Annotated in this window: 18 protein-coding genes; 7 read left to right on the top strand and 11 right to left on the bottom strand. The window is 60.1% G+C overall.

The genetic code is table 11. From position 1 onward, the window contains the following. Window positions 1–53: 53 nt before the first annotated feature. Complete coding sequence (locus ACZ9BX_RS18920) at window positions 54–1,013, top strand: NAD-dependent epimerase/dehydratase family protein (RefSeq protein ID WP_476219563.1); 960 nt, start codon at window positions 54–56, stop codon at window positions 1,011–1,013. Window positions 1,014–1,045: 32 nt separating this feature from the next. Here the strand turns inward: ACZ9BX_RS18920 and ACZ9BX_RS18915 are convergent, their stop codons facing one another. Both ACZ9BX_RS18915 and odc2 read right to left on the bottom strand, forming a co-directional pair. Beyond that, window positions 1,046–1,636, bottom strand: coding sequence for a GNAT family N-acetyltransferase (locus tag ACZ9BX_RS18915; RefSeq protein ID WP_476219561.1), 591 nt, complete (start codon window positions 1,634–1,636; stop codon window positions 1,046–1,048). Window positions 1,637–1,724: 88 nt separating this feature from the next. After that, the gene (gene odc2 / locus ACZ9BX_RS18910; RefSeq protein WP_476219559.1) at window positions 1,725–2,858 is read right to left on the bottom strand and encodes an ornithine/lysine decarboxylase; all 1,134 of its coding nucleotides are present in this window, start codon (window positions 2,856–2,858) and stop codon (window positions 1,725–1,727) included. A gap of 525 nt (window positions 2,859–3,383) precedes the next feature. Between odc2 and ACZ9BX_RS18905 the strand changes: the two genes are divergently transcribed. The 3 genes from ACZ9BX_RS18905 (at window position 3,384) to ACZ9BX_RS18895 (ending at window position 6,089) form a co-directional block, all read left to right on the top strand. Continuing rightward, on the top strand, window positions 3,384–4,277 hold the full coding sequence (locus ACZ9BX_RS18905; protein WP_476219557.1) for a LysR family transcriptional regulator: 894 nt from the start codon (window positions 3,384–3,386) through the stop codon (window positions 4,275–4,277). A 103-nt stretch (window positions 4,278–4,380) separates the two neighbouring features. Further along, window positions 4,381–5,022, top strand: a complete 642-nt coding sequence (locus ACZ9BX_RS18900) for a DUF1007 family protein (RefSeq protein WP_476219556.1) — start codon at window positions 4,381–4,383, stop codon at window positions 5,020–5,022. Then, window positions 5,016–6,089 (top strand): nickel/cobalt transporter, encoded by a 1,074-nt coding sequence (locus tag ACZ9BX_RS18895; RefSeq protein ID WP_476219555.1) that lies wholly within the window; start codon window positions 5,016–5,018, stop codon window positions 6,087–6,089. The genes ACZ9BX_RS18900 and ACZ9BX_RS18895 overlap by 7 nt, the downstream gene beginning before the upstream one ends. Window positions 6,090–6,093: 4 nt before the next feature. Here the strand turns inward: ACZ9BX_RS18895 and ACZ9BX_RS18890 are convergent, their stop codons facing one another. The 4 genes from ACZ9BX_RS18890 to ACZ9BX_RS18875 all read right to left on the bottom strand — a co-directional run bounded on the left by ACZ9BX_RS18890 (window position 6,094) and on the right by ACZ9BX_RS18875 (window position 8,516). Then, complete coding sequence (locus tag ACZ9BX_RS18890; protein WP_132562783.1) at window positions 6,094–6,300, bottom strand: hypothetical protein; 207 nt, start codon at window positions 6,298–6,300, stop codon at window positions 6,094–6,096. Further along, on the bottom strand, window positions 6,297–6,989 hold the full coding sequence (locus ACZ9BX_RS18885) for a GNAT family N-acetyltransferase (protein ID WP_476219553.1): 693 nt from the start codon (window positions 6,987–6,989) through the stop codon (window positions 6,297–6,299). Before ACZ9BX_RS18885 ends, ACZ9BX_RS18890 begins: the two co-directional genes overlap by 4 nt. Before the next feature lie 64 nt (window positions 6,990–7,053). Next, window positions 7,054–7,773, bottom strand: coding sequence for a tellurite resistance TerB family protein (locus ACZ9BX_RS18880; protein WP_476219552.1), 720 nt, complete (start codon window positions 7,771–7,773; stop codon window positions 7,054–7,056). Between the two features lie 104 nt (window positions 7,774–7,877). Further along, the gene (locus ACZ9BX_RS18875) at window positions 7,878–8,516 is read right to left on the bottom strand and encodes a 2-dehydro-3-deoxy-phosphogluconate aldolase (RefSeq protein WP_476219550.1); all 639 of its coding nucleotides are present in this window, start codon (window positions 8,514–8,516) and stop codon (window positions 7,878–7,880) included. Window positions 8,517–8,668: 152 nt separating this feature from the next. On the opposite strand from ACZ9BX_RS18875, the gene ACZ9BX_RS18870 reads away from it, so the two are divergent. The 3 genes from ACZ9BX_RS18870 (at window position 8,669) to trhO (ending at window position 11,055) form a co-directional block, all read left to right on the top strand. Further along, window positions 8,669–9,157, top strand: coding sequence for a CYTH domain-containing protein (locus ACZ9BX_RS18870; protein ID WP_476219548.1), 489 nt, complete (start codon window positions 8,669–8,671; stop codon window positions 9,155–9,157). Then, entirely contained in the window at window positions 9,135–10,031 is an 897-nt protein-coding gene (locus ACZ9BX_RS18865; protein ID WP_476219546.1) for a CHAD domain-containing protein, read from the top strand. Before ACZ9BX_RS18870 ends, ACZ9BX_RS18865 begins: the two co-directional genes overlap by 23 nt. Window positions 10,032–10,125: 94 nt before the next feature. Beyond that, window positions 10,126–11,055, top strand: a complete 930-nt coding sequence (gene trhO, locus ACZ9BX_RS18860) for an oxygen-dependent tRNA uridine(34) hydroxylase TrhO (RefSeq protein WP_476219544.1) — start codon at window positions 10,126–10,128, stop codon at window positions 11,053–11,055. A gap of 2 nt (window positions 11,056–11,057) precedes the next feature. On the opposite strand, the gene ACZ9BX_RS18855 is transcribed toward trhO, so the two are convergent. The 5 genes from ACZ9BX_RS18855 to ACZ9BX_RS18835 form a co-directional block, all read right to left on the bottom strand. After that, complete coding sequence (locus tag ACZ9BX_RS18855; protein ID WP_476219543.1) at window positions 11,058–13,265, bottom strand: bifunctional diguanylate cyclase/phosphodiesterase; 2,208 nt, start codon at window positions 13,263–13,265, stop codon at window positions 11,058–11,060. Between the two features lie 172 nt (window positions 13,266–13,437). Continuing rightward, window positions 13,438–14,214: a MetQ/NlpA family ABC transporter substrate-binding protein gene (locus tag ACZ9BX_RS18850; protein WP_476219542.1), complete on the bottom strand. Its 777-nt coding sequence runs from the start codon at window positions 14,212–14,214 to the stop codon at window positions 13,438–13,440. Between the two features lie 32 nt (window positions 14,215–14,246). Continuing rightward, window positions 14,247–14,912 carry a methionine ABC transporter permease gene (locus tag ACZ9BX_RS18845; RefSeq protein ID WP_027507947.1) on the bottom strand — a complete coding sequence of 222 codons (666 nt, stop codon included), beginning with the start codon at window positions 14,910–14,912 and terminating at the stop codon, window positions 14,247–14,249. After that, window positions 14,902–15,975, bottom strand: coding sequence for a methionine ABC transporter ATP-binding protein (locus ACZ9BX_RS18840; protein WP_476219540.1), 1,074 nt, complete (start codon window positions 15,973–15,975; stop codon window positions 14,902–14,904). The genes ACZ9BX_RS18845 and ACZ9BX_RS18840 overlap by 11 nt, the downstream gene beginning before the upstream one ends. Window positions 15,976–16,387: 412 nt before the next feature. Beyond that, the gene (locus ACZ9BX_RS18835) at window positions 16,388–17,761 is read right to left on the bottom strand and encodes a GH1 family beta-glucosidase (protein ID WP_476219538.1); all 1,374 of its coding nucleotides are present in this window, start codon (window positions 17,759–17,761) and stop codon (window positions 16,388–16,390) included. Window positions 17,762–17,898 lie beyond the last annotated feature (137 nt).

Raw genomic sequence — 17,898 nt, 5'->3', positions numbered from 1 at the left:
ACCGCCCAACATATCGGCCGGACCAGATCAACACACGGCAGGAGCGTCAGACTATGGCACGCGTAATCGTAATCGGAGCGACCGGCCATGTCGGCACGTATCTCGTCCCACATCTTGTGGAAGCTGGCCATGAGGTGGTCGCCATCAGCCGGGGCAAAGCGGAACCCTATATTCCCCATACGACATGGAAAAGTGTCGAGCGACGGCAGATGGATAGAGCGCCGATGGAGGAGGAAGGCAGCTTCGGCCCCGCCATCCGCGCGCTGAAACCGGATATCGTCATCGACATGATCTGTTTCACGCTGGAAAGTGCTCGCCATCTGCTGGAAGCATTGGACGGCCATGTCGGTCATTTTCTGCACACCGGCACTATCTGGACACACGGCCACTCCATTTCGGTTCCGACGCGCGAGGACGCGCCAAAAACGCCCTTTGGAGACTACGGCGTGCAAAAGAAGGCGATCGAGGACTATCTTCTAGGCGAGGCACGGGGGCGGGGCTTTCCCGCAACCCTCATCCATCCCGGCCATATCGTCGGACCCGGCTGGTCTCCACTCAATCCTGCCGGACACTTCAACGTTTCCGTCTTTTCAACGATTGCTCGCGGCGAGACGCTGAGACTGCCGAATTTCGGCCTGGAGACGGTTCATCACATTCACGCCGACGACGTAGCAGGCATGTTCATGGCTGCTACCGGCAATTGGCGCGCATCGACCGGAGAGAGCTTCCATGCGGTCTCCGGTCAAGCCCTGACACTTAGAGGTTATGCAGAAGCGATGTTTCGCTGGTTCGGACATGAGCCGAGACTCGAGTTCCTCCCCTATGACGAATGGTCAAAAATGGAGAGCGCCGAGGACGCGAAGGCAACGTGGGAGCACATCGCCCGAAGCCCGAATTGCTCGATGCAGAAGGCGAAACAGTTGCTGCAGTTCACGCCGCGCTACAGCTCTCTCCAGGCTATACAGGAGTCGGTCCAATGGCTGATAGCGCAGGGGCAACGCATAGGTGCTTGAAGCCCCCCTTTTCAGGGAGAGGCTTCAGCCGGTCAGGCCGCCTTGCGGACCGGCGCGCTGGTCAGCATGCGCCCCGAGGGAACGATCATGCCGGCCGCGCCGTCAAGCCAGCCTTCCGTCAGTTCCAGCGCCAGGAAGCGCGAGCGTTCGAAGGGACCGGGCATGACGAGATGGCAAGCTTTTTCGGCGAAAAAGCCGAAACGCTCATAGTAGGCAGCATCGCCGACGAGCAGGATGGCACCGTGCCCGCGGTTCTTGGCTTCGAGAACGGCTGCGCGCATCAGCGCCGAACCGACACCCTTGCCCTCAAAGGTCGGATCGACGGCGAGCGGGCCAAGCAGCAGGGCATTGATCGGCGTGCCGTCGGTGTTGACGCCGGCTTCGATATTCCAAAGACGCACGGTACCAATGACATGGCCGTCGCGGTCGCGCGCGACGAGTGCCAGTCCTTCGGCCGGAATGCGGCCGCGGCGGATCTTCTCCGACGACTTCTTGCGGCGATTCGGACCCATTGCGCGATCGAGCAGATTCTCGCGTGCAACCACATCCGACGGATTCTCGGCGTCGATGGTGAAGACAGAGGGCGCAAACAATGCGCGGACAGAATCAAGAACAGCGGCCATCTTGGCCTCCCGTACCCAATACCGTTATCAGCGGCGATTGAAGAGAATTGTGAGGTTGCCGCCCCGATTGGCTACGGGGCCGGCTGGATCAGATAACGTAGGCCTTCAGCGGTTCGAAGCCATTGAAAGCGACCGCCGAATAGGTCGTCGTGTAGGCACCGGTACCTTCTATGAGAACCTCGTCGCCGATGGTGAGGCTCACCGGCAGCGGATAGAGGTTCTTCTCGTAGAGCACGTCGGCCGAATCGCAGGTCGGGCCGGCGATGACGCAAGGTTCCATCTTGTCGCCGTCGCGCTCGGTGCGGATCGGGTAGCGGATGGCCTCATCCATCGTTTCGGCGAGACCGCCGAACTTGCCGATGTCGAGGAACACCCAGCGTGCCGTGTCGTTGTCCGACTTCTTCGAGACAAGCACCACTTCAGACTTGATGACGCCGGCATTGCCGACCATGCCGCGGCCCGGCTCGATGATCGTCTTCGGGATCTGGTTGCCGAAGTGATCGCGCAGGCTCTGGTAGATCGAACGGCCGTAAGCCTCAGCCGACGGAACGTCGCGAAGGTACTTCGTCGGGAAGCCGCCGCCCATGTTGACCATCTGCAGGTGAATGCCCTGCTTAGCGAGCTGCACGAAGACGCGCTTGGCATCGGCGAGAGCCGAGTCCCAGGCATCGACTTTGGTCATCTGCGAGCCGACATGGAACGACACGCCGTAGGATTCGAGGCCAAGCTGATGGGCGTAGACGAGAACGTCGACGGCCATCTGCGGGACGCAGCCGAACTTGCGCGACAGCGGCCATTCAGCACCTTCGCCATCTGTCAGCACACGGCAGAACACGCGGGCGCCGGGCGCAGCGCGTGAGATCTTCTCGACTTCTTCGTGGCTGTCGACAGCAAAGAGGCTGACGCCGAGCGCGTGAGCGCGGGCGACGTCGCGTTCCTTCTTGATCGTGTTGCCGTAGGAAATGCGGACAGAGGTCGCACCGGCATCCAGCGCCATTTCGATTTCGGCGACGGACGCGCAGTCGAAATTGGACCCAAGGTTTGCCAGCAGCTTCAGCACTTCCGGAGCCGGGTTGGCCTTGACGGCATAGTAGATCGCGCTGTCCGGCATCGCATGACGAAAGGCGTTGAAATTGTCGCGCACGACGTCGAGGTCGACCACGAGGCACGGACCGTCGGGACGTCGGGTTGCGAGAAAGTCGCGGATGCGCTGGGTGGTCATATCGATTCCCTCTTCCAATTCCAGAGCTCCGGCGAAAACCGGAGGACAAAGGGCATACGAATGCTCGCGTTGGAACCAGCCGGTGGAGACCCCGGAACCATAGCAAGCGCTCGATGCGCAAATATTGAACCAACGCCACGACAGCGGCATAGTTCGGCTTTGTCTGCCATGGATTGGAGGGAAAATCCCAACCGCACTTCCGGCAATGAAGGTGTGCCTCTTCAGTAACCCCGGCTGATGGAAAGCCGGAAGACACCAGAAAGGCCCGCACCGTCGTTGCTTAGGCGTCCTCGCATTTCCCGGTTGGCCGGAATAGCGACTGGAGGGGTTAGTTCCAGGTACCTTACCGATGACCTCACCTAATCGAGGGTCGGCGGACACCCATGGGCACGTGCGACTTTGGGCTGAGGACGAGATAAGAATATTCGCAGTCATAATCAAGAATTTTTTTGCCCCTCCCTCAAAAAAATAAATTGAACAAACACGCGCAATTTGTTCAGTCTTCCTCAACAACGGAGGATGGCCATGGACACACTGACCCGCATACGCGCCTTCATCGATGTCGTTGAAGCGGAAGGTTTTTCCGCCGCGGCGCGGCGCACCGGCCGCTCCAAGGCGCTGCTCTCCAAGTATGTGCGCGAGCTGGAAGACGAACTCGGCGCCCTGTTGCTCAACCGCACTACTCGCCAGTTCTCGATGACGGAAGCCGGTCACACCTATTATCGCACCGCCTCTGACATCCTGAAGGAGATCGACAACCTCGCCGATCTGGTGCGCGAGAACAACGCGCAGCTCAAAGGCCGGCTGAAGATCTCGGCGCCACGTACCTTTGTCGACGCTGATGTTGGTCAGTCGCTGATCGATTTCGCCAAGGAGAACCCGGACCTGCAGCTGGAAATCGCGGCGGACGACCGGTTCGTCGATCTGATCGAAGAAGGCTTCGACCTGGCGATCCGCGTTACGAAGCTTGAAGATTCGGGGATGATTGCGCGCAAGATCTCGGATTTCCGCGTGCATGTCTGCGCGACACCGGAGTTTCTCGAGCGTTATCCAAACATCGAACATCCGGCGGACATTTCCAACGTTCCCTTCATCGTCGATACGAATTCGCGTACGCAGGCCAGCGTCCGATTCTATAATCCGGACAGCACGTCCTTCGCGGTCGCAGTTTCCGGACCGATCGAAGTGAACAGTCCGCATGCGACATTACGCGCGGCTCTCTCCGGAATCGGCATCGCAGTCATTCCGGATTTCATCGCCCGCAAACCGATCGAGGACGGCCGGCTCGTGACGCTGTTCAACGACTACATACCCACCGATCGCGGGATTTATGCCGTCTATCCGCACCGGCGCTACCTGCCCGCAAAGGTCCGCATCTTCGTGGATTACCTCCATGCTTGGTTCAAGAGGCACCCTTGAATCAGACCTGATTCACCTTGCCGCTTTGAGGCCGGTCCCAATTCCGTCCCATTCTCCGGCAAGAAAACACCAACCGATTTGGGACAGAGCGGTAACCCGAAGCATGAAAAAATCGACTTTCCTTACGGCCGCGCTGATCTCGCTTGCGCCGGTCACCGCCATGGCACATCCGCATATTTTCGTGGAAGCTCGGCTCGAAGTCGTGGCAGCGCCCGACGGCAGCATTCAGGAGCTGCGGAACGTCTGGCGCTTCGACGAGGTGTTCTCCTCCTCGGTCGTCATGGATTTCGACAAGAACACCGATTTGAAGCTGGAGCCGAACGAACTCGCCGAAGTCGGCAAGACCGTCCGGGAATCGCTCTCGGACTACGACTACTACATGAACCTGACGATCGACGGGAAGAACGTTACCGTGCAGAAGCCGGACATCATTCACGTCGACTACAAGGAGGGCCAGCTTCTGATGTTCTTCGCGGTCAAACCCACGGAGAAGATGCCGCTGAAGGGCAAGCTCACTTTCGGCGTCTACGATCCGACGCTCTACACCTCGATCGACTTTCCGACGGACAAGGAACTGGCGATGGTTGGCGACGGCTTCAAGAACTGCAAGCATGATGTGTTGCGGCCGGACGCCGATCAGGTGATTTCTCAGAACAAGCAGTCGCTCACTGACGCCTTCTTCAACGATCCGACCGGCACCAACATGTCCAAGCTCTTTGCCACCAAGCTGGAGGTTTCATGCTGAAACGGAACGCTTCGCTGTTCCTTCCGATGGCCGCATTTGCATTGCTTGCGCTGATGAGCGGGGCACATGCGCAATCGCCGCTCGGGATCGGAACCGCGGAGCCGAGTTTCCAGCCGACAGGCGGCCCGCTGGCACCGCTGCTTGCCTACATCAATTACGAGCAGCAGGCCTTCTACCGCGCGTTGACCGCGGCACTGAGGGCGATGCGCGAAGACCCGTGGCAACTCGGGTCTCTGGTCGGCCTATCCTTCGCCTATGGCGTCTTCCATGCAGCAGGCCCCGGGCACGGCAAGGCAGTGATCTCCTCCTACATGATCGCCAACGAAATCGAGCTGAAGCGCGGCGTAGCAATCTCCTTCATCTCAGCCTTCCTCCAGGGTGCGGTGGCAGTGGCGCTCGTTGGTGGTGCCTGGCTCATCCTGCGCGGTAGCGGCATCACACTGACGCAGGCGACGAATGCGATGGAGATCACAAGCTTCGTCATGGTCATCGCCTTCGGCGGCTGGCTGCTTTTTCGCAAACTGCGTTCGATGGTCAGCGGCCTACCAAAACGCGAGGTCGTGGAAACCTCGGCCGGTCCGATCAGCATGATGCTCGACTGGAAGGACAACGAAAGCCGCAGGGAGACCTCTGCCTTCGGCGAGAAGCAGGCACGCCGGGCGGGGCACAACTTCATCTCCGGCATGGCCTGCGAAACCTGCGGCCGCTCTCATGCGCCGGACCCGTCGCTGCTGGGCGGCGACACGTTCAGCATCCGGGAAGCCTGGTCGGCGATCGTTGCCGTCGGCCTCCGCCCCTGCTCCGGCGCGCTGCTCGTCATGACCTTTTCGCTGCTGAACGGCCTTTATCTCGGCGGTATTTTTTCCGTGCTCGCCATGTCGCTTGGCACGGCCATCACGGTCGCCGTCCTCGCGATCCTTGCCGTCACCGCCAAAGGCACCGCCGTTCGCATATCGGGCCGCGGCTCGACGACTTCAGTCTGGGTTGGCAACGCGATCGAAATTCTGGGTGCCGTTCTAGTGATTTTCATGGGCGTGCTGCTGCTGGGCGCCTCGCTTCAGGGGTAGGCTGTTACTTCCCCCTACCTCGTTGGTACCGCGCCCTCAGCCAGAATATCGCGAAGAAGCCGAGCAGCAGCGCCGCGCCGGCGACAAACGCGAGCGCTGGAGAGTAATTGCCGATCCAAAGAACAAGCGTCGGCAGGAAATAGATGACCAGCCCTACCCCGACGAGGATGATCCCGGCGGCGATCGCCTGAGAACGGCTTTCCGGGCTCATGCGAGCCTTTCCTTTTCGAGATCGGCACGGATATCCTGCAGGCGCCGGCGCTGCTTGCCTTCGGCATCGAAGTTATCCGGCGCAAGCCAGGTCTCGAAAGCTTCCTTGATTATCGGCCATTCGCTGTCGATCATGGAGAACCAGGCGGTATCGCGGTTGCGCCGCTTGGAGATCATATGCTGGCGGAACACGCCTTCGAAGGTGAAGCCGTAGCGTGCCGCCGTCGTCTTGCTGGCTTCGTTGTTGTTGTCGCACTTCCATTCGTAGCGGCGGTAACCAAGGTCTTCGAAGACATGCTTGGCCATCAGGTAATGCACTTCGGTGGAAAGCGGCGAACGCTTCATATCCGGCCCATGCGCCACACCGCCGATTTCGACGACGCCGTTGGCCGGGTCGGCGCGCATGTAATTGGCCATGCCGACGATCCTGTCGGTGGCATTGTTGCGAAAGACGTGGGTAAGCCAGCCGGACTTGGCATGAGCGTTCTCGAGCCACATGGCAAAATCGTCGAAGCCGGTGAAATCGTCCTGCGAAAAATAGAGAAGCAGCGGATTGATACCCATGCCGCCGAGGCCGTCCCAGAGCGCCTGAAGATGCTCCGCGCGGACATAGGGCTCGACGGTCACGTAGCGCCCCTTCAGTGTCACATAATCAGGTCCCGGCACCTTGAAATTCGATAGATCGCGCATGCTCACTCCTCTCATCGGAAGAGTGGATAGGCCAGACGCCCGGGAAAGGCAACCGGCCCGCATGTCACTGTGACAAGGAAACCTTGGCGGAGGAAACCGTTGCTTCGATGTGGTCCACAAGCGCATCGGCAAGGCCGAGACGGCCGGCAAGAAGGTCGAGATAGCCGCGCTCAGCACGCGAGTCGGGCTCGATCGTCAGGCGCGAGGCCGTATAGAGCTCGACCTTCTGTTCCTCGGTCCTGGCGGCGGCGACCAGCGCGTCGAGATCGGTCGGCGAGGCAAGCTCATGCTCGATGAAGGACGCGGCTTCGCCGCTTACATCGGCGGCCTTCATCTTGTCCATGATATGCGCACGCTCGGCATCATCGATATGCCCGTCGGCCTTGGCCGCCGCGATCATGGCGCGGATGAGCACGAGGGCAAATTCATTGCTGCCTGCGGGCGATGCCGGGCCGAAGCCAGATTCGGCCGGTGCCGGCAGCAGAACGGGCGTCGAGGGTGGAGCGACATCCGAAGGCGTGGCGGGCGCCTGACCTGCCTGGTAATTCTTGTAGGCCTGGTAGCCGAGACCGGCGATAGCCGCAAGCCCGCCGATCGCAAGCGCATTGCCGGCGATATTTCGGCCCGTTTTCGTTCCAAGAAGCACGGTTGCCAACGCGCCGGCCTTCCACGGATTGTCCTTGGCCAACTGGACGGTATCTCCGGCTCTGTCGCGGACACTGCCGCCAACGCCCGGTATTTGCGAGCCCAGAAACTGGTCAAGAAGCTTCTTCGCGTCGAACATCGTTCATCGTCTCCCTGTTAAAGGCAGACCTGAAGATAGGAAGCAAACCGGCAAATACAAATGCCGGCGAAACCGCCGGCATCCTAGAACGCTCGGGGAAAATGTCAGGCCTTCAGCGCAGCCGCTTCCGAGGCGAGTTTGGTGATGCCTGCCCAATCGCCCGCGGCGACGAGTTCCTTCGGCGCTACCCAGGATCCGCCGACGCAAATGACGTTCGGCAGCGACAGGTAGTCATTGGCATTTTTGAGCGAAATGCCGCCGGTCGGGCAGAAGAACGTGCCGGCGAGCGGTGAGGAGAGCGCCTTGAGGTATGCCGCACCACCCGCCTGCTCGGCCGGGAAGAACTTCAGCACCTGATAACCTTCTTCGCGAAGCGCCATGACTTCGCTGGCCGTCGCAGCGCCCGGCAGCAGCGGAACCGGCGATTTCGATGCCGCGGCGAGCAGTTCCTGCGTGGCGCCTGGGCTGACGACGAACTTCGAGCCGGCGGCAACGGCTGCATCCCAGTGCTGGGCGTTCAGGATCGTGCCTGTGCCGACTTCGGCACCTTCGACTTCCTGCGCAACGGCGCGGACCGTATCGAGTGCGGCAGGCGTGCGCATGGTGATCTCGATCGCCTTCAGACCGCCTGCGACCAGCGCGCGCGCCAACAAAACGCCGGACTTCACGTCATCGACGATGAGCACCGGAACGACTGGCTGGAGTTTGAGGATGGAAAGGAGCTTTTCTGTCTTCTCGCCCATAGCAGCACGGTTCCTTAAAGCGTTGAATTCGGGCTCCCGAATACCCCTGCGGACGGGCTTTGTCGAGACAAAACAGATGCGGCACGAAGGTGGGTATCCCTCCCGGGAGATTTACGTTACGGTACGGCGATCGTCACAAAAGGTTCACTGAAATGGCGAAAGAGATCGAGCGGAAATTTCTGGTACGCAACGACGGCTGGCGCGCAAAGGCCGAGACGAAATCGGTCCTCCGGCAGGGCTACATCGCCTCGATGGACGACCGCTCCGTGCGTGTGCGCATCCTCGACGGAAAGAAAGCGAAGCTGACGATCAAGATTGGCCGCAGCACTGTCACCCGCGACGAGTTCGAATACGAAATGCCTGTTTCCGATGCCGAAGAACTGATGCAGAGCGCCATCGGCCTCGTGATTGAAAAGACGCGCTACCGCGTGCCGCATGACAGCTTCGTCTGGGAAGTCGACGTTTTTGCCGGCGCGCACCGCGGGCTGGTGATTGCGGAAGTGGAAATGGGGTCCGAGGATGACAATCCCTCCCGTCCCGCTTGGCTCGGCCGCGAAGTGACCGGCGATTTCCGCTATTCCAACCAGGCACTCGCCACCGAATTCGAGTACGATCAGGATGCCCTTTCGCATACGGCCTGATGCGGATTTTACCGATGAGTTCCGAAGGGTGGCGACGGAACAGCTTGAACGCGCCATTGCCGTTCTTGAGAAGCGGCCGGACGGCGCGGACGAAGCGGTTCATGATTTTCGCAAGAATCTGAAGCGGCTGCGCTCGCTTTACCGGCTCGTGGCGAAAGAGGTGCCGGACTTTCAGAAGCGGGAAAATGCCAGACTGCGCGACATCGCAAAATCGCTCTCGGCGATCAGGGACGCAGCAGCTCTGATCGGCACCGCCGAATATCTGCAAAAAGGCGCCCGCAGCGACGCAGAGAGCGAGGCGCTCAGCCGCATCGTCGCCGTTCTGGAAGCACGCCGCGACTGGATGGCCAAGGCCGAAAGCGGGCTTGAACAGAAGCTTCACGAGACGGCCGTGACGCTGAAGGATGCGATCGCCGCGTTCGATGAGGTTTCCTTCAAAAACAGCCATCGCAGAAACGCTCGCATGCTCGCCAAAGGCTGGCAGCGAACCTTGCGAAGGGCGCGGGCGGCGCTCACGGCATGCCACGATACAGCAGCAGCCGAAGATTTTCATGAACTGCGCAAGCGAACCTATGACTACCGGCTCTATCACGCGCTGCTGCGCAATCTGTGGCCCGCCGCGATGAAGGCGAAGCACGATGACGCCGAGGAACTGGCAGAGCAGCTCGGCCGTATAAATGATCTCTCGGTGCTTTCGCAACTGGTTGAGGCCGAGCCGCAGCTCTTTACCCGCAACGAAGATCTCGCTCATCTGCTCGACGCCATCATCTTCCGCCAGCAGGAAGAGCGGCAAAGCGCTCTTGCCAGCGCCGAACGCGTCTTTGCCGACAAACCGCGGCGCGAGGCTAGTCGGATCGAAGCACTCTGGCTGTAGTTTGAAGCTGAATCTCGAAGGTGGGCTGATCCGTGTCTTCAGGTCGCATTGCCAACGCTTGCGCGAAAACGCTGCAGACTGTATTTCAGCGCGCATGACCGACAGCATCAATCACACCAGCCCGTTCCTCGTGGCGGCGCTTTACCATTTTGTTTCCGTGCCGCGCTTCGAAAGCCTGCGCGAGCCTCTGCAGGCGCTTTGCGAAGAAAACGGCGTGAAAGGCACGCTGCTTCTGGCGCATGAGGGCATCAACGGAACGATCGCCGGGCCGGATGTGGGCATCCGGACGGTGCTCGCCTATCTGCGCGCGCAGCCGGAATTCGCGGCGCTAGAGCACAAGGAAAGCCGCTCATCCAAGATGCCTTTCCTGCGCATGAAGGTGAAGCACAAGAAAGAGATTGTCACGATGGGCGTCGAGAATATCGACCCTAATAAGGTCGTCGGCACCTATGTGACGCCGCAGCATTGGAATGCGCTGATTTCCGACCCCGACACCATTGTCATCGACACACGCAACGACTACGAGACGGCGATCGGTACCTTCCGCGGCGCGGTCGACCCGAAGACGAAGACCTTCCGCGACTTTCCGGAATGGGTGCGCCAGAACACCGGCCTGCATAACAAGCCGAAGATCGCCATGTACTGCACCGGTGGTATCCGCTGCGAAAAGGCGACGGCTTTCATGAAAGAGCAAGGTTTTGAGGAGGTCTACCACCTCAAGGGCGGCATTCTGAAATACCTGGAAGAAGTTCCGCAGGAGGAAAGTCTCTGGGACGGCGCCTGCTTCGTCTTCGACGAGCGAGTCTCGGTCGAGCACGGACTCAAGGAAGGCGAGCACAAGCTCTGTCATGCCTGCCGCAATCCGATTACCGCAGAGGAGATCACGTCGCCTCTCTACGAGGAAGGCGTTTCCTGCAGCAACTGCTACCACACGCGCACCGACGACGACCGGCTGCGCTACCGTCAACGGCAGCTCCAGATCGCGCTTGCCAGGAAGCGCGGTCAGAAGCACGTCGGGATTTAGGGTCAGGCAGCGGTTATCCGGCGCGGCATCGCGTCAAGCGCACGGCGTGCCTCAAGCATTTCGGTGATTCTGTCTGCCGGCACCGGCTTGCTGAAGAAATAACCCTGGAGGCAATCGCAACCGAAGAGACGGACGGCGAGCGCCTGCTCTTCTGTCTCGATGCCCTCGGCCGTCACCGGAATATCCAATGAGCGGGCCAGCGCGACCGTCGCTTGCAGCATCTCGCGCTGGCTGTCGCTTTCGGTGACGCCCTCAACCAGCGAGCGGTCGATCTTGATGCGGTCGAAGCCGAACTGGCGGAGATAGCCGATCGATGAAAAGCCCGAACCGAAATCGTCGAGCGCTATCTTGACGCCGAGCGTCTTCAGCCGCTCGATCGAATGGCGGGTGCGCTGCGGGTTTTGGATCATGTAGCCTTCGGTGATCTCGAGCGTTACGCGCTCGGCCTCGATCTCCGTCTGTTTTAGGACATAGCGGACATAGTCGGTAAAGGCCGGGTTCCGGAACTGGCCGGGGGAAACGTTTACGGCAACACGCAGTTCGGGCCACTGCTTGGCCGTCTCGCAGGCTTTGCGCAGCACGAAAAGACCGAGTGCCTCGATAAGCCCGCTGGTTTCTGCGATCGGAATGAAAACCTCCGGCGAGACTGGCCCGTAGCCGGGACGGTTCCAGCGCACCAGCGCTTCGACACCATTCATCTCATGAGAGGAGGCGTCGATCAGCGGCTGATAGGCCAGTGTCAGATCGCCGCTTTCGATCGCGATGCGCAGATCGAGTTCAAGCGCATTTCGCTCCTCGCGGTCGGCATCCATAGCGGGATCGTAAAGCGTCATGCGGGCCCGACCGGCTTCCTTGGCCTTGTACATCGCAAGATCGGCACGGCGGACCAATTCTTCGCGGCCGATCGTCCCGCCAGCAGCCATCGCGATGCCGATGCTGGCGCCAATGACTACGACGCGCCGGCCGATCTCCAGCGGCTCCGCCAGGAAATCCAGAATCTGTTCCGAAAGCTGCAGTGCATCGGCGTTGCCGCCTTCGGACAGGAAGGCGATCGCGAATTCATCGCCGCCAATGCGCGCCAGAACCGCACCCTCTGGGATCAGCACCTTGAGACCGGCAGCAACCGCGCGAATCAACTGATCACCGGTCCCGTGCCCGTAGCTGTCGTTGACTTCCTTGAAACCGTCGAGGTCGAGATAAAGAAGCAGCACGTTCTTGCCGGTCTGCTTGGCCTTGGCAACGACGTCATCGACAGCAATTCCCAAGCCTTCACGGTTCGATAGCCCACTGAGACGATCGCGGAGGGCATCCTCGCGGGCATTGTTTTCCTCCGCCTTCAGCCGGCGTCCGGCGAGCCAACCTATGACGAGCAGCACGGCGAAGAACAGCCCGACGAGACCGAGCGCCTTCACAACCGTCGGACGCACTTGGGCGTAGCTGATGTCGCCCGGCGAACGCGAAATCCACACGAGTTTGCCAAGCGCCTTGCCGGCGGCATCATCGATCGCCACGGAATACTGCGCGTCGTAAGCGGCTGGCACGAGCTTCAAACCCTGGATAACGTAGGTCTCACCGAGGCCCTTGATCGTCGCGTCGTTCAGATGCCGAGCAAAAATCAGGTAGCGGCGCTGGCCGACGGGTGTATTCAAGGCGCCGGATTTTTCCCGCACGAGCGCAACGCCAACTGCCGCGATGCCGCTCTTGGTGCCGATGAAACCCACGGCTTCCGGTGATTCAAGTCCGGCGGCCTTCACTTTGTCGAACAACGTCCAAAGCGATGGCGCAAAGAAATCATCAAGCGCTTCACTCATCGACAGGCCATCGCGATAGACCATCAGCGGCTTCTTATCGTCATCTACGACGATTGCCATGTCGAAAAGCGCGCTGTTGGAGGACATTTCGCCGTAGTTGCTGATCGTCCAAGCCATGCCATCCGGGGCATAGACATTGACGGCCGCATCGTCCCAGGCGGCATAGTCGTTCAACGTTGCGCCGAGCTGCGCTACGAATGTCTTGAGAGCGCCAGCCGTGGTTTCACGAGAACGTTCGTCGTCGAGAATATTGGCGTTATCGGTGACGCGTGACAGCGCCGTCAGCACCATGACGGTCACGACCGCGACCATGACCGCAAAGGAAAAAAGCACACCCGTAACAGTTGCGTGGCGGCCAATCCCCAAAGCCTGATTTTTTTGCCTAAAGAACGCAGGCATACATTGCTCCCCGATAACGGAGGACTTTGCCAGTCAAGGCTTCAAAAACGGTTAAAGCGAACGGTACAAGGCCTCATCCGTGTGATTTTTCTCCATCAAAATCACTCGGCCCTAAAAACCCTCCCCGCGGAACGGGAAGGGCTTGATTTCATAACCGGGTTTTAGCCGCGGCTTACCAGCCTGCGATGACCGAGCCCTTGAAAGTATCGGCGATGAACTGCTTCACAGCATCGCTGTGGTAGGCTTCGACCAGCGTCTTGACCCAAGGCTGATCCTTGTCCTTCTCGCTAACCGCCAGAATGTTGACGTAAGGCGCCTTCTCACCTTCGCGGGCGATCGGGTCCTTCGCCGGGTCAAGACCGGCTTCCAGTGCATAGTTGGTGTTGATAACAGCGGCATCCACGTCGTCAAGCGAGCGCGGCAGCTGGGCGGCATCGAGTTCGGCGAACTTCAGATTCTTGGCATTCTCGGTGACATCGGCAGGGCCGACCTTCAGGCTCGCGCCATCCTTAAGCTTGATGAGTCCCTTATCGGCGAGGATCAGCAGAGCACGGCCGCCATTGGTCGGGTCGTTGGGGATCGCAACGGTAGCGCCATCAGCAAGCTCGTCCAGGCTCTTCACCTTCTTGGAATAGACGCCCATCGGGAAGTTGACCGTATAGGCGACGTCAACGATCTTGAAGCCGCGATCGGCGACCTGGTTGTCGAGATAGGGCTTGTGCTGGAAGGAGTTGGCGCTCAGCTCGCCATCGGCAAGCGCCTGGTTCGGCACGACATAGTCGGAAAATTCCAGGATCTCGATGTCGAGGCCTTTGGGCGCTGCGACTTCCTTCACTTTCTCCATGATCTGTGCATGCGGACCCGGCGTGACGCCGATCTTGATCGTTTCCGCCGCGACGGCAGTTGCAAAGACCGCTGCAAAGGCGGCCGCGAGGATGATTTTCTTCATCGGGTTTTCTCCTTGGGTTATGGGCAATTCGATCAATTCTTGCGGGATCGCTTGTCAAAGCGGCGCGCGAGCGCATCGCCGGCGCTCTGCACGGCCTGGACGAGCAGGATCAAGACGATGACGACGACCAGCATCACATCCGGCATGAAGCGCTGGTAGCCGTAACGGATGCCGAGATCGCCGAGCCCGCCTCCGCCCACGGCGCCGACCATCGCCGAGTAGCCGATGAGGCTGACCAGCGTCATTGTGAGCGCCAGCGTCAGCGCCGGACGCGCTTCGGCAAGAAGCACCTTGCGTACGATCTGCATCGGGGTCGCACCCATGGCGCGGGCGGCTTCGATCAGGCCTTTGTCTACGTCGCGAATGGCGGCTTCGACGAGCCGCGCAAAGAACGGGATGGTTGCGATCGTCAGCGGCACGATCGCCGCCTTGGTGCCGATCGACGTGCCGGTGACGAGGCGTGTGAAAGGAATGATTGCGACGACAAGGATGATGAATGGCGTCGAGCGTGTTGCGTTGACGATCAGTCCAACGATCCGGTTCACGGAAGGCGCCGGAAAGAGCTCGCCGCGGCCGCTGGTCGCCAGGAACACGCCGATCGGCAGCCCGATAAGGGAGCCGATGAAGCCCGCGATCGCCACCATGCGCAGCGTATCGAGCGTTGCCTTGCCAATGAGAAGCAGGAGATCAGGAGACATAGCCGAGCACCTCCGCAACGAGACCGTTCACCTCGAAGAATTTATCCGCATTCGCGATAGTGGCATCGTCCGCTGCATAGGCGATGATGAGGGAGCCATAGGGTTCGCCACCGATCTCGTCGACGGTTCCGGCGATGATGTTGATATCCGAACCCAGCGTCTGGATAAGCCGCGAGATCAGCGGCTGTTCTGCCGTCCGACCGAAAAAGGTGATGCGCACGGCAACGCGCCCGCCCGCCGTCTTTTGCGGCCGCAAGCCGGATGCGAGCGCTGCAGGAAGCTTCGAGCCCGGCAGGCCGGCCAGCAATGCGCGCGTCGTCGGATGTTGCGGCCGAGTGAAGACATCGAAAGTGCGGCCGCGCTCGACGATGATACCCTCGTCGATGACGGCGACGTCGCTGGTGATGGCTTTGACGACCTCCATCTCGTGGGTGATCAGAAGCACCGTTAGCCCAAACTCCGCATTGATGCGCTTCAAGAGCTCGAGGATCGACTGGGTGGTCTCTGGATCGAGCGCGGAGGTCGCTTCATCGGAAAGCAGGAGCTTCGGCTGCGTGGCGAGCGCGCGGGCAATGCCGACGCGCTGCTTCTGGCCGCCGGAAAGTTCTGCCGGATAGCGGTCGCGCTTATCGGAAAGTCCGACGAGATCGAGCAGCGGCTCGACGCGTGCGCGAATGGCTTCCTTGTCGTAACCGGCGATTGCCAGGGGCAGCGCCACATTGCCGAAGGCCGTGCGCGAAGACAGCAGGTTGAAATGCTGGAAGATCATGCCGACCGAACGGCGGAGGGCGCGCAGGCCGGCCTCGTCCAGATCGGGAACGTTGACGCCATCGACGATGACCTTGCCGCTTGTCGGACGTTCCAAGCCGTTGACAAGACGGATCAGTGTCGACTTGCCGGCACCGGAACGACCGATGATGCCGGTAATGGAGCCGCGCGCGACGGCAAAATCGATTGCATCAAGCGCGGTAAACGATTTGTCCTCAGCGCCGAAGCGTTTCGATATGCCTTCGAAGAGGACGGTATTTGCGGCATTTGCCGCGCTGGAAGAGTCGGAATGCATGGATGCTCTCGATGTTCAAAAAGGTCCGCAGTCGCTGAATGGCTGAGGACGCGGCGCGTCTGGTCAGGCCGGCGTTCGGCAACGCATTCGGAACAGAGAGGCAGTCTTTGTCATCGCACAACCGGAATATTCAATTTGATCTGCGCATGGCTGCCATACGCTGGGATGTAATGTTTATGGCGGAGTTCCAGTCGCGATTGACAGAGAGATTTTTTCTTTGAATCGGCTAGAGCAGCAAAAAACCACTCATTGTGCAATTGTCTGAATCACGAAGCGCGCCGCTTGTTTCTTCTCCCTGGCGGGGAGAAGTGCCGGAGCGTCAGCGCGGCGATGGGGTGAGCGACAAAAGGAGCAAACGACCGACAACAATGAAGTCGAGCCTGCCATACCACCCTCCTCCGGCCTTCGGAATTCAAGCGACCTTATGGTTACCCTTGGGAAACTGGCTTGCCAGCTCCCGGTACCATTTGCCGCTCTTCTTCACGGTGCGGACCTGGGTGTCGTAATCGACGTGGACGAGGCCGAAACGCATCTTGTAGCCCTCCGCCCATTCGAAATTGTCCATCAGGCTCCAGGCGAAATAGCCGCGCATCGCGTAGCCGTCCTTGATGAGATCGGCGACGACAGCAAGGTGATCACTGTAGTAGTCGAGACGCGGCTGGTCATCGACCTCGCCGTTGATCACACCCATGTTGTAGCAGGCGCCGTTCTCCGTGATGTAGCATTCCGGCAGTTCGTAGCGACGATAGAGGTCTTCGACGACGTGCTTGAGACCGGGCGCATAGACTTCCCAACCGATATCCGTCTTCACATCGCTGACACGCGGCGCTTCGACCGTCCAGGGGAAATCGCCGTACTTCGCCGGGTCGTCGGCAACACGCAGCGGTGTGTAGTAGTTGAGCCCCCACCAATCGAGCTTCTGGCTGATGATTTTCAAATCTCCATCTTCGATGATGGGCATGCGATCACTGAGCGATTCCACGAACTCCTTCGGATAATCTCCCTTGAAGACGGGATCGAAAAAAGCACCATTGTGGAACTGATGCGCGCGCTCGCCCGCGGCGAAATCCGCCTCGCTTTGCGATCCCGGCATGACGGACATTGCATTCAGCACCAGGCCGACCGGCACCTTCGGCGCCTCGGCACGGATCGCCTCGACGCCAAGTCCGTGCGCAAGGTTCATGTAGTGCATGGCGTGAAGCGCTGCCTGCATGTTGCGCTCGCCCGGGGCGTGGATGCCGTAGAGGTGGCTGAGCCACACGATGCACCATGGTTCGTTGAAGGTCGCGACGCTGTCGAGGCGGTCACCAAAACGCGCCATGACGGTCTTCGCGTAGCGCTGATAGGCATAGGCCGTGGAACGCGCCGTCCAGCCGCCGTCGCCCATGAGCGTGAGCGGCAAATCCCAGTGAAAAAGCGTTGCAAAGGTCTTGATGCCGCGCGCCTTGCAACCGTCGATGAGACGATCGTAAAAATCGAGGCCGGCTTCGTTCACAGGCCCGGTGCCATCCGGAATGATGCGCGGCCAGGCGATCGAGAAGCGATAGGCCTCGACGCCCATCTCCTTGATCAGGTCAAGGTCCTGATCGAGCCGGTTGTAATGATCGCAGGCGACGTCGCCATTGTGGCGGTTATAGACACGACCCGGCATGTTGCAGAAGGCGTCCCAGATCGACGGCTTGCGGCCATCAGCCTTGGAAGCGCCTTCGATCTGAAAGGCAGCCGTCGCGACGCCAAAGGTGAAATCGCCCGGAAAACGGGCGGCGAGTGTCTTAGGATCGATCATTTGAAAACCCCGCCTGGTGATGGACTGGTCGTTCGAGCGGCGGTTTAGCCAAGTGAACCGGCGTTGTACAGAGTGGAAATGTCAAAACTGTAACGTTGCAGACGGATATCCCTTCTCCCCGCGAGCGAGGAGAAGGT

The sequence above is a fragment of the Rhizobium sp. USDA 3886 genome (assembly GCF_056279785.1).
Note: the sequence above shows the minus strand (reverse complement) of the source record. Positions and strands in the feature narration are given on the sequence as shown.

Coding starts and splice junctions, on each gene's coding strand:
- ACZ9BX_RS18920 (WP_476219563.1), top strand. CDS start 54: ATGGCACGCGTAATCGTAATCGGAGCGACCGGCCATGTCGGCACGTAT.
- ACZ9BX_RS18915 (WP_476219561.1), bottom strand. CDS start 1,636: ATGGCCGCTGTTCTTGATTCTGTCCGCGCATTGTTTGCGCCCTCTGTC.
- odc2 (WP_476219559.1), bottom strand. CDS start 2,858: ATGACCACCCAGCGCATCCGCGACTTTCTCGCAACCCGACGTCCCGAC.
- ACZ9BX_RS18905 (WP_476219557.1), top strand. CDS start 3,384: ATGGACACACTGACCCGCATACGCGCCTTCATCGATGTCGTTGAAGCG.
- ACZ9BX_RS18900 (WP_476219556.1), top strand. CDS start 4,381: ATGAAAAAATCGACTTTCCTTACGGCCGCGCTGATCTCGCTTGCGCCG.
- ACZ9BX_RS18895 (WP_476219555.1), top strand. CDS start 5,016: ATGCTGAAACGGAACGCTTCGCTGTTCCTTCCGATGGCCGCATTTGCA.
- ACZ9BX_RS18890 (WP_132562783.1), bottom strand. CDS start 6,300: ATGAGCCCGGAAAGCCGTTCTCAGGCGATCGCCGCCGGGATCATCCTC.
- ACZ9BX_RS18885 (WP_476219553.1), bottom strand. CDS start 6,989: ATGCGCGATCTATCGAATTTCAAGGTGCCGGGACCTGATTATGTGACA.
- ACZ9BX_RS18880 (WP_476219552.1), bottom strand. CDS start 7,773: ATGTTCGACGCGAAGAAGCTTCTTGACCAGTTTCTGGGCTCGCAAATA.
- ACZ9BX_RS18875 (WP_476219550.1), bottom strand. CDS start 8,516: ATGGGCGAGAAGACAGAAAAGCTCCTTTCCATCCTCAAACTCCAGCCA.
- ACZ9BX_RS18870 (WP_476219548.1), top strand. CDS start 8,669: ATGGCGAAAGAGATCGAGCGGAAATTTCTGGTACGCAACGACGGCTGG.
- ACZ9BX_RS18865 (WP_476219546.1), top strand. CDS start 9,135: ATGCCCTTTCGCATACGGCCTGATGCGGATTTTACCGATGAGTTCCGA.
- trhO (WP_476219544.1), top strand. CDS start 10,126: ATGACCGACAGCATCAATCACACCAGCCCGTTCCTCGTGGCGGCGCTT.
- ACZ9BX_RS18855 (WP_476219543.1), bottom strand. CDS start 13,265: ATGCCTGCGTTCTTTAGGCAAAAAAATCAGGCTTTGGGGATTGGCCGC.
- ACZ9BX_RS18850 (WP_476219542.1), bottom strand. CDS start 14,214: ATGAAGAAAATCATCCTCGCGGCCGCCTTTGCAGCGGTCTTTGCAACT.
- ACZ9BX_RS18845 (WP_027507947.1), bottom strand. CDS start 14,912: ATGTCTCCTGATCTCCTGCTTCTCATTGGCAAGGCAACGCTCGATACG.
- ACZ9BX_RS18840 (WP_476219540.1), bottom strand. CDS start 15,975: ATGCATTCCGACTCTTCCAGCGCGGCAAATGCCGCAAATACCGTCCTC.
- ACZ9BX_RS18835 (WP_476219538.1), bottom strand. CDS start 17,761: ATGATCGATCCTAAGACACTCGCCGCCCGTTTTCCGGGCGATTTCACC.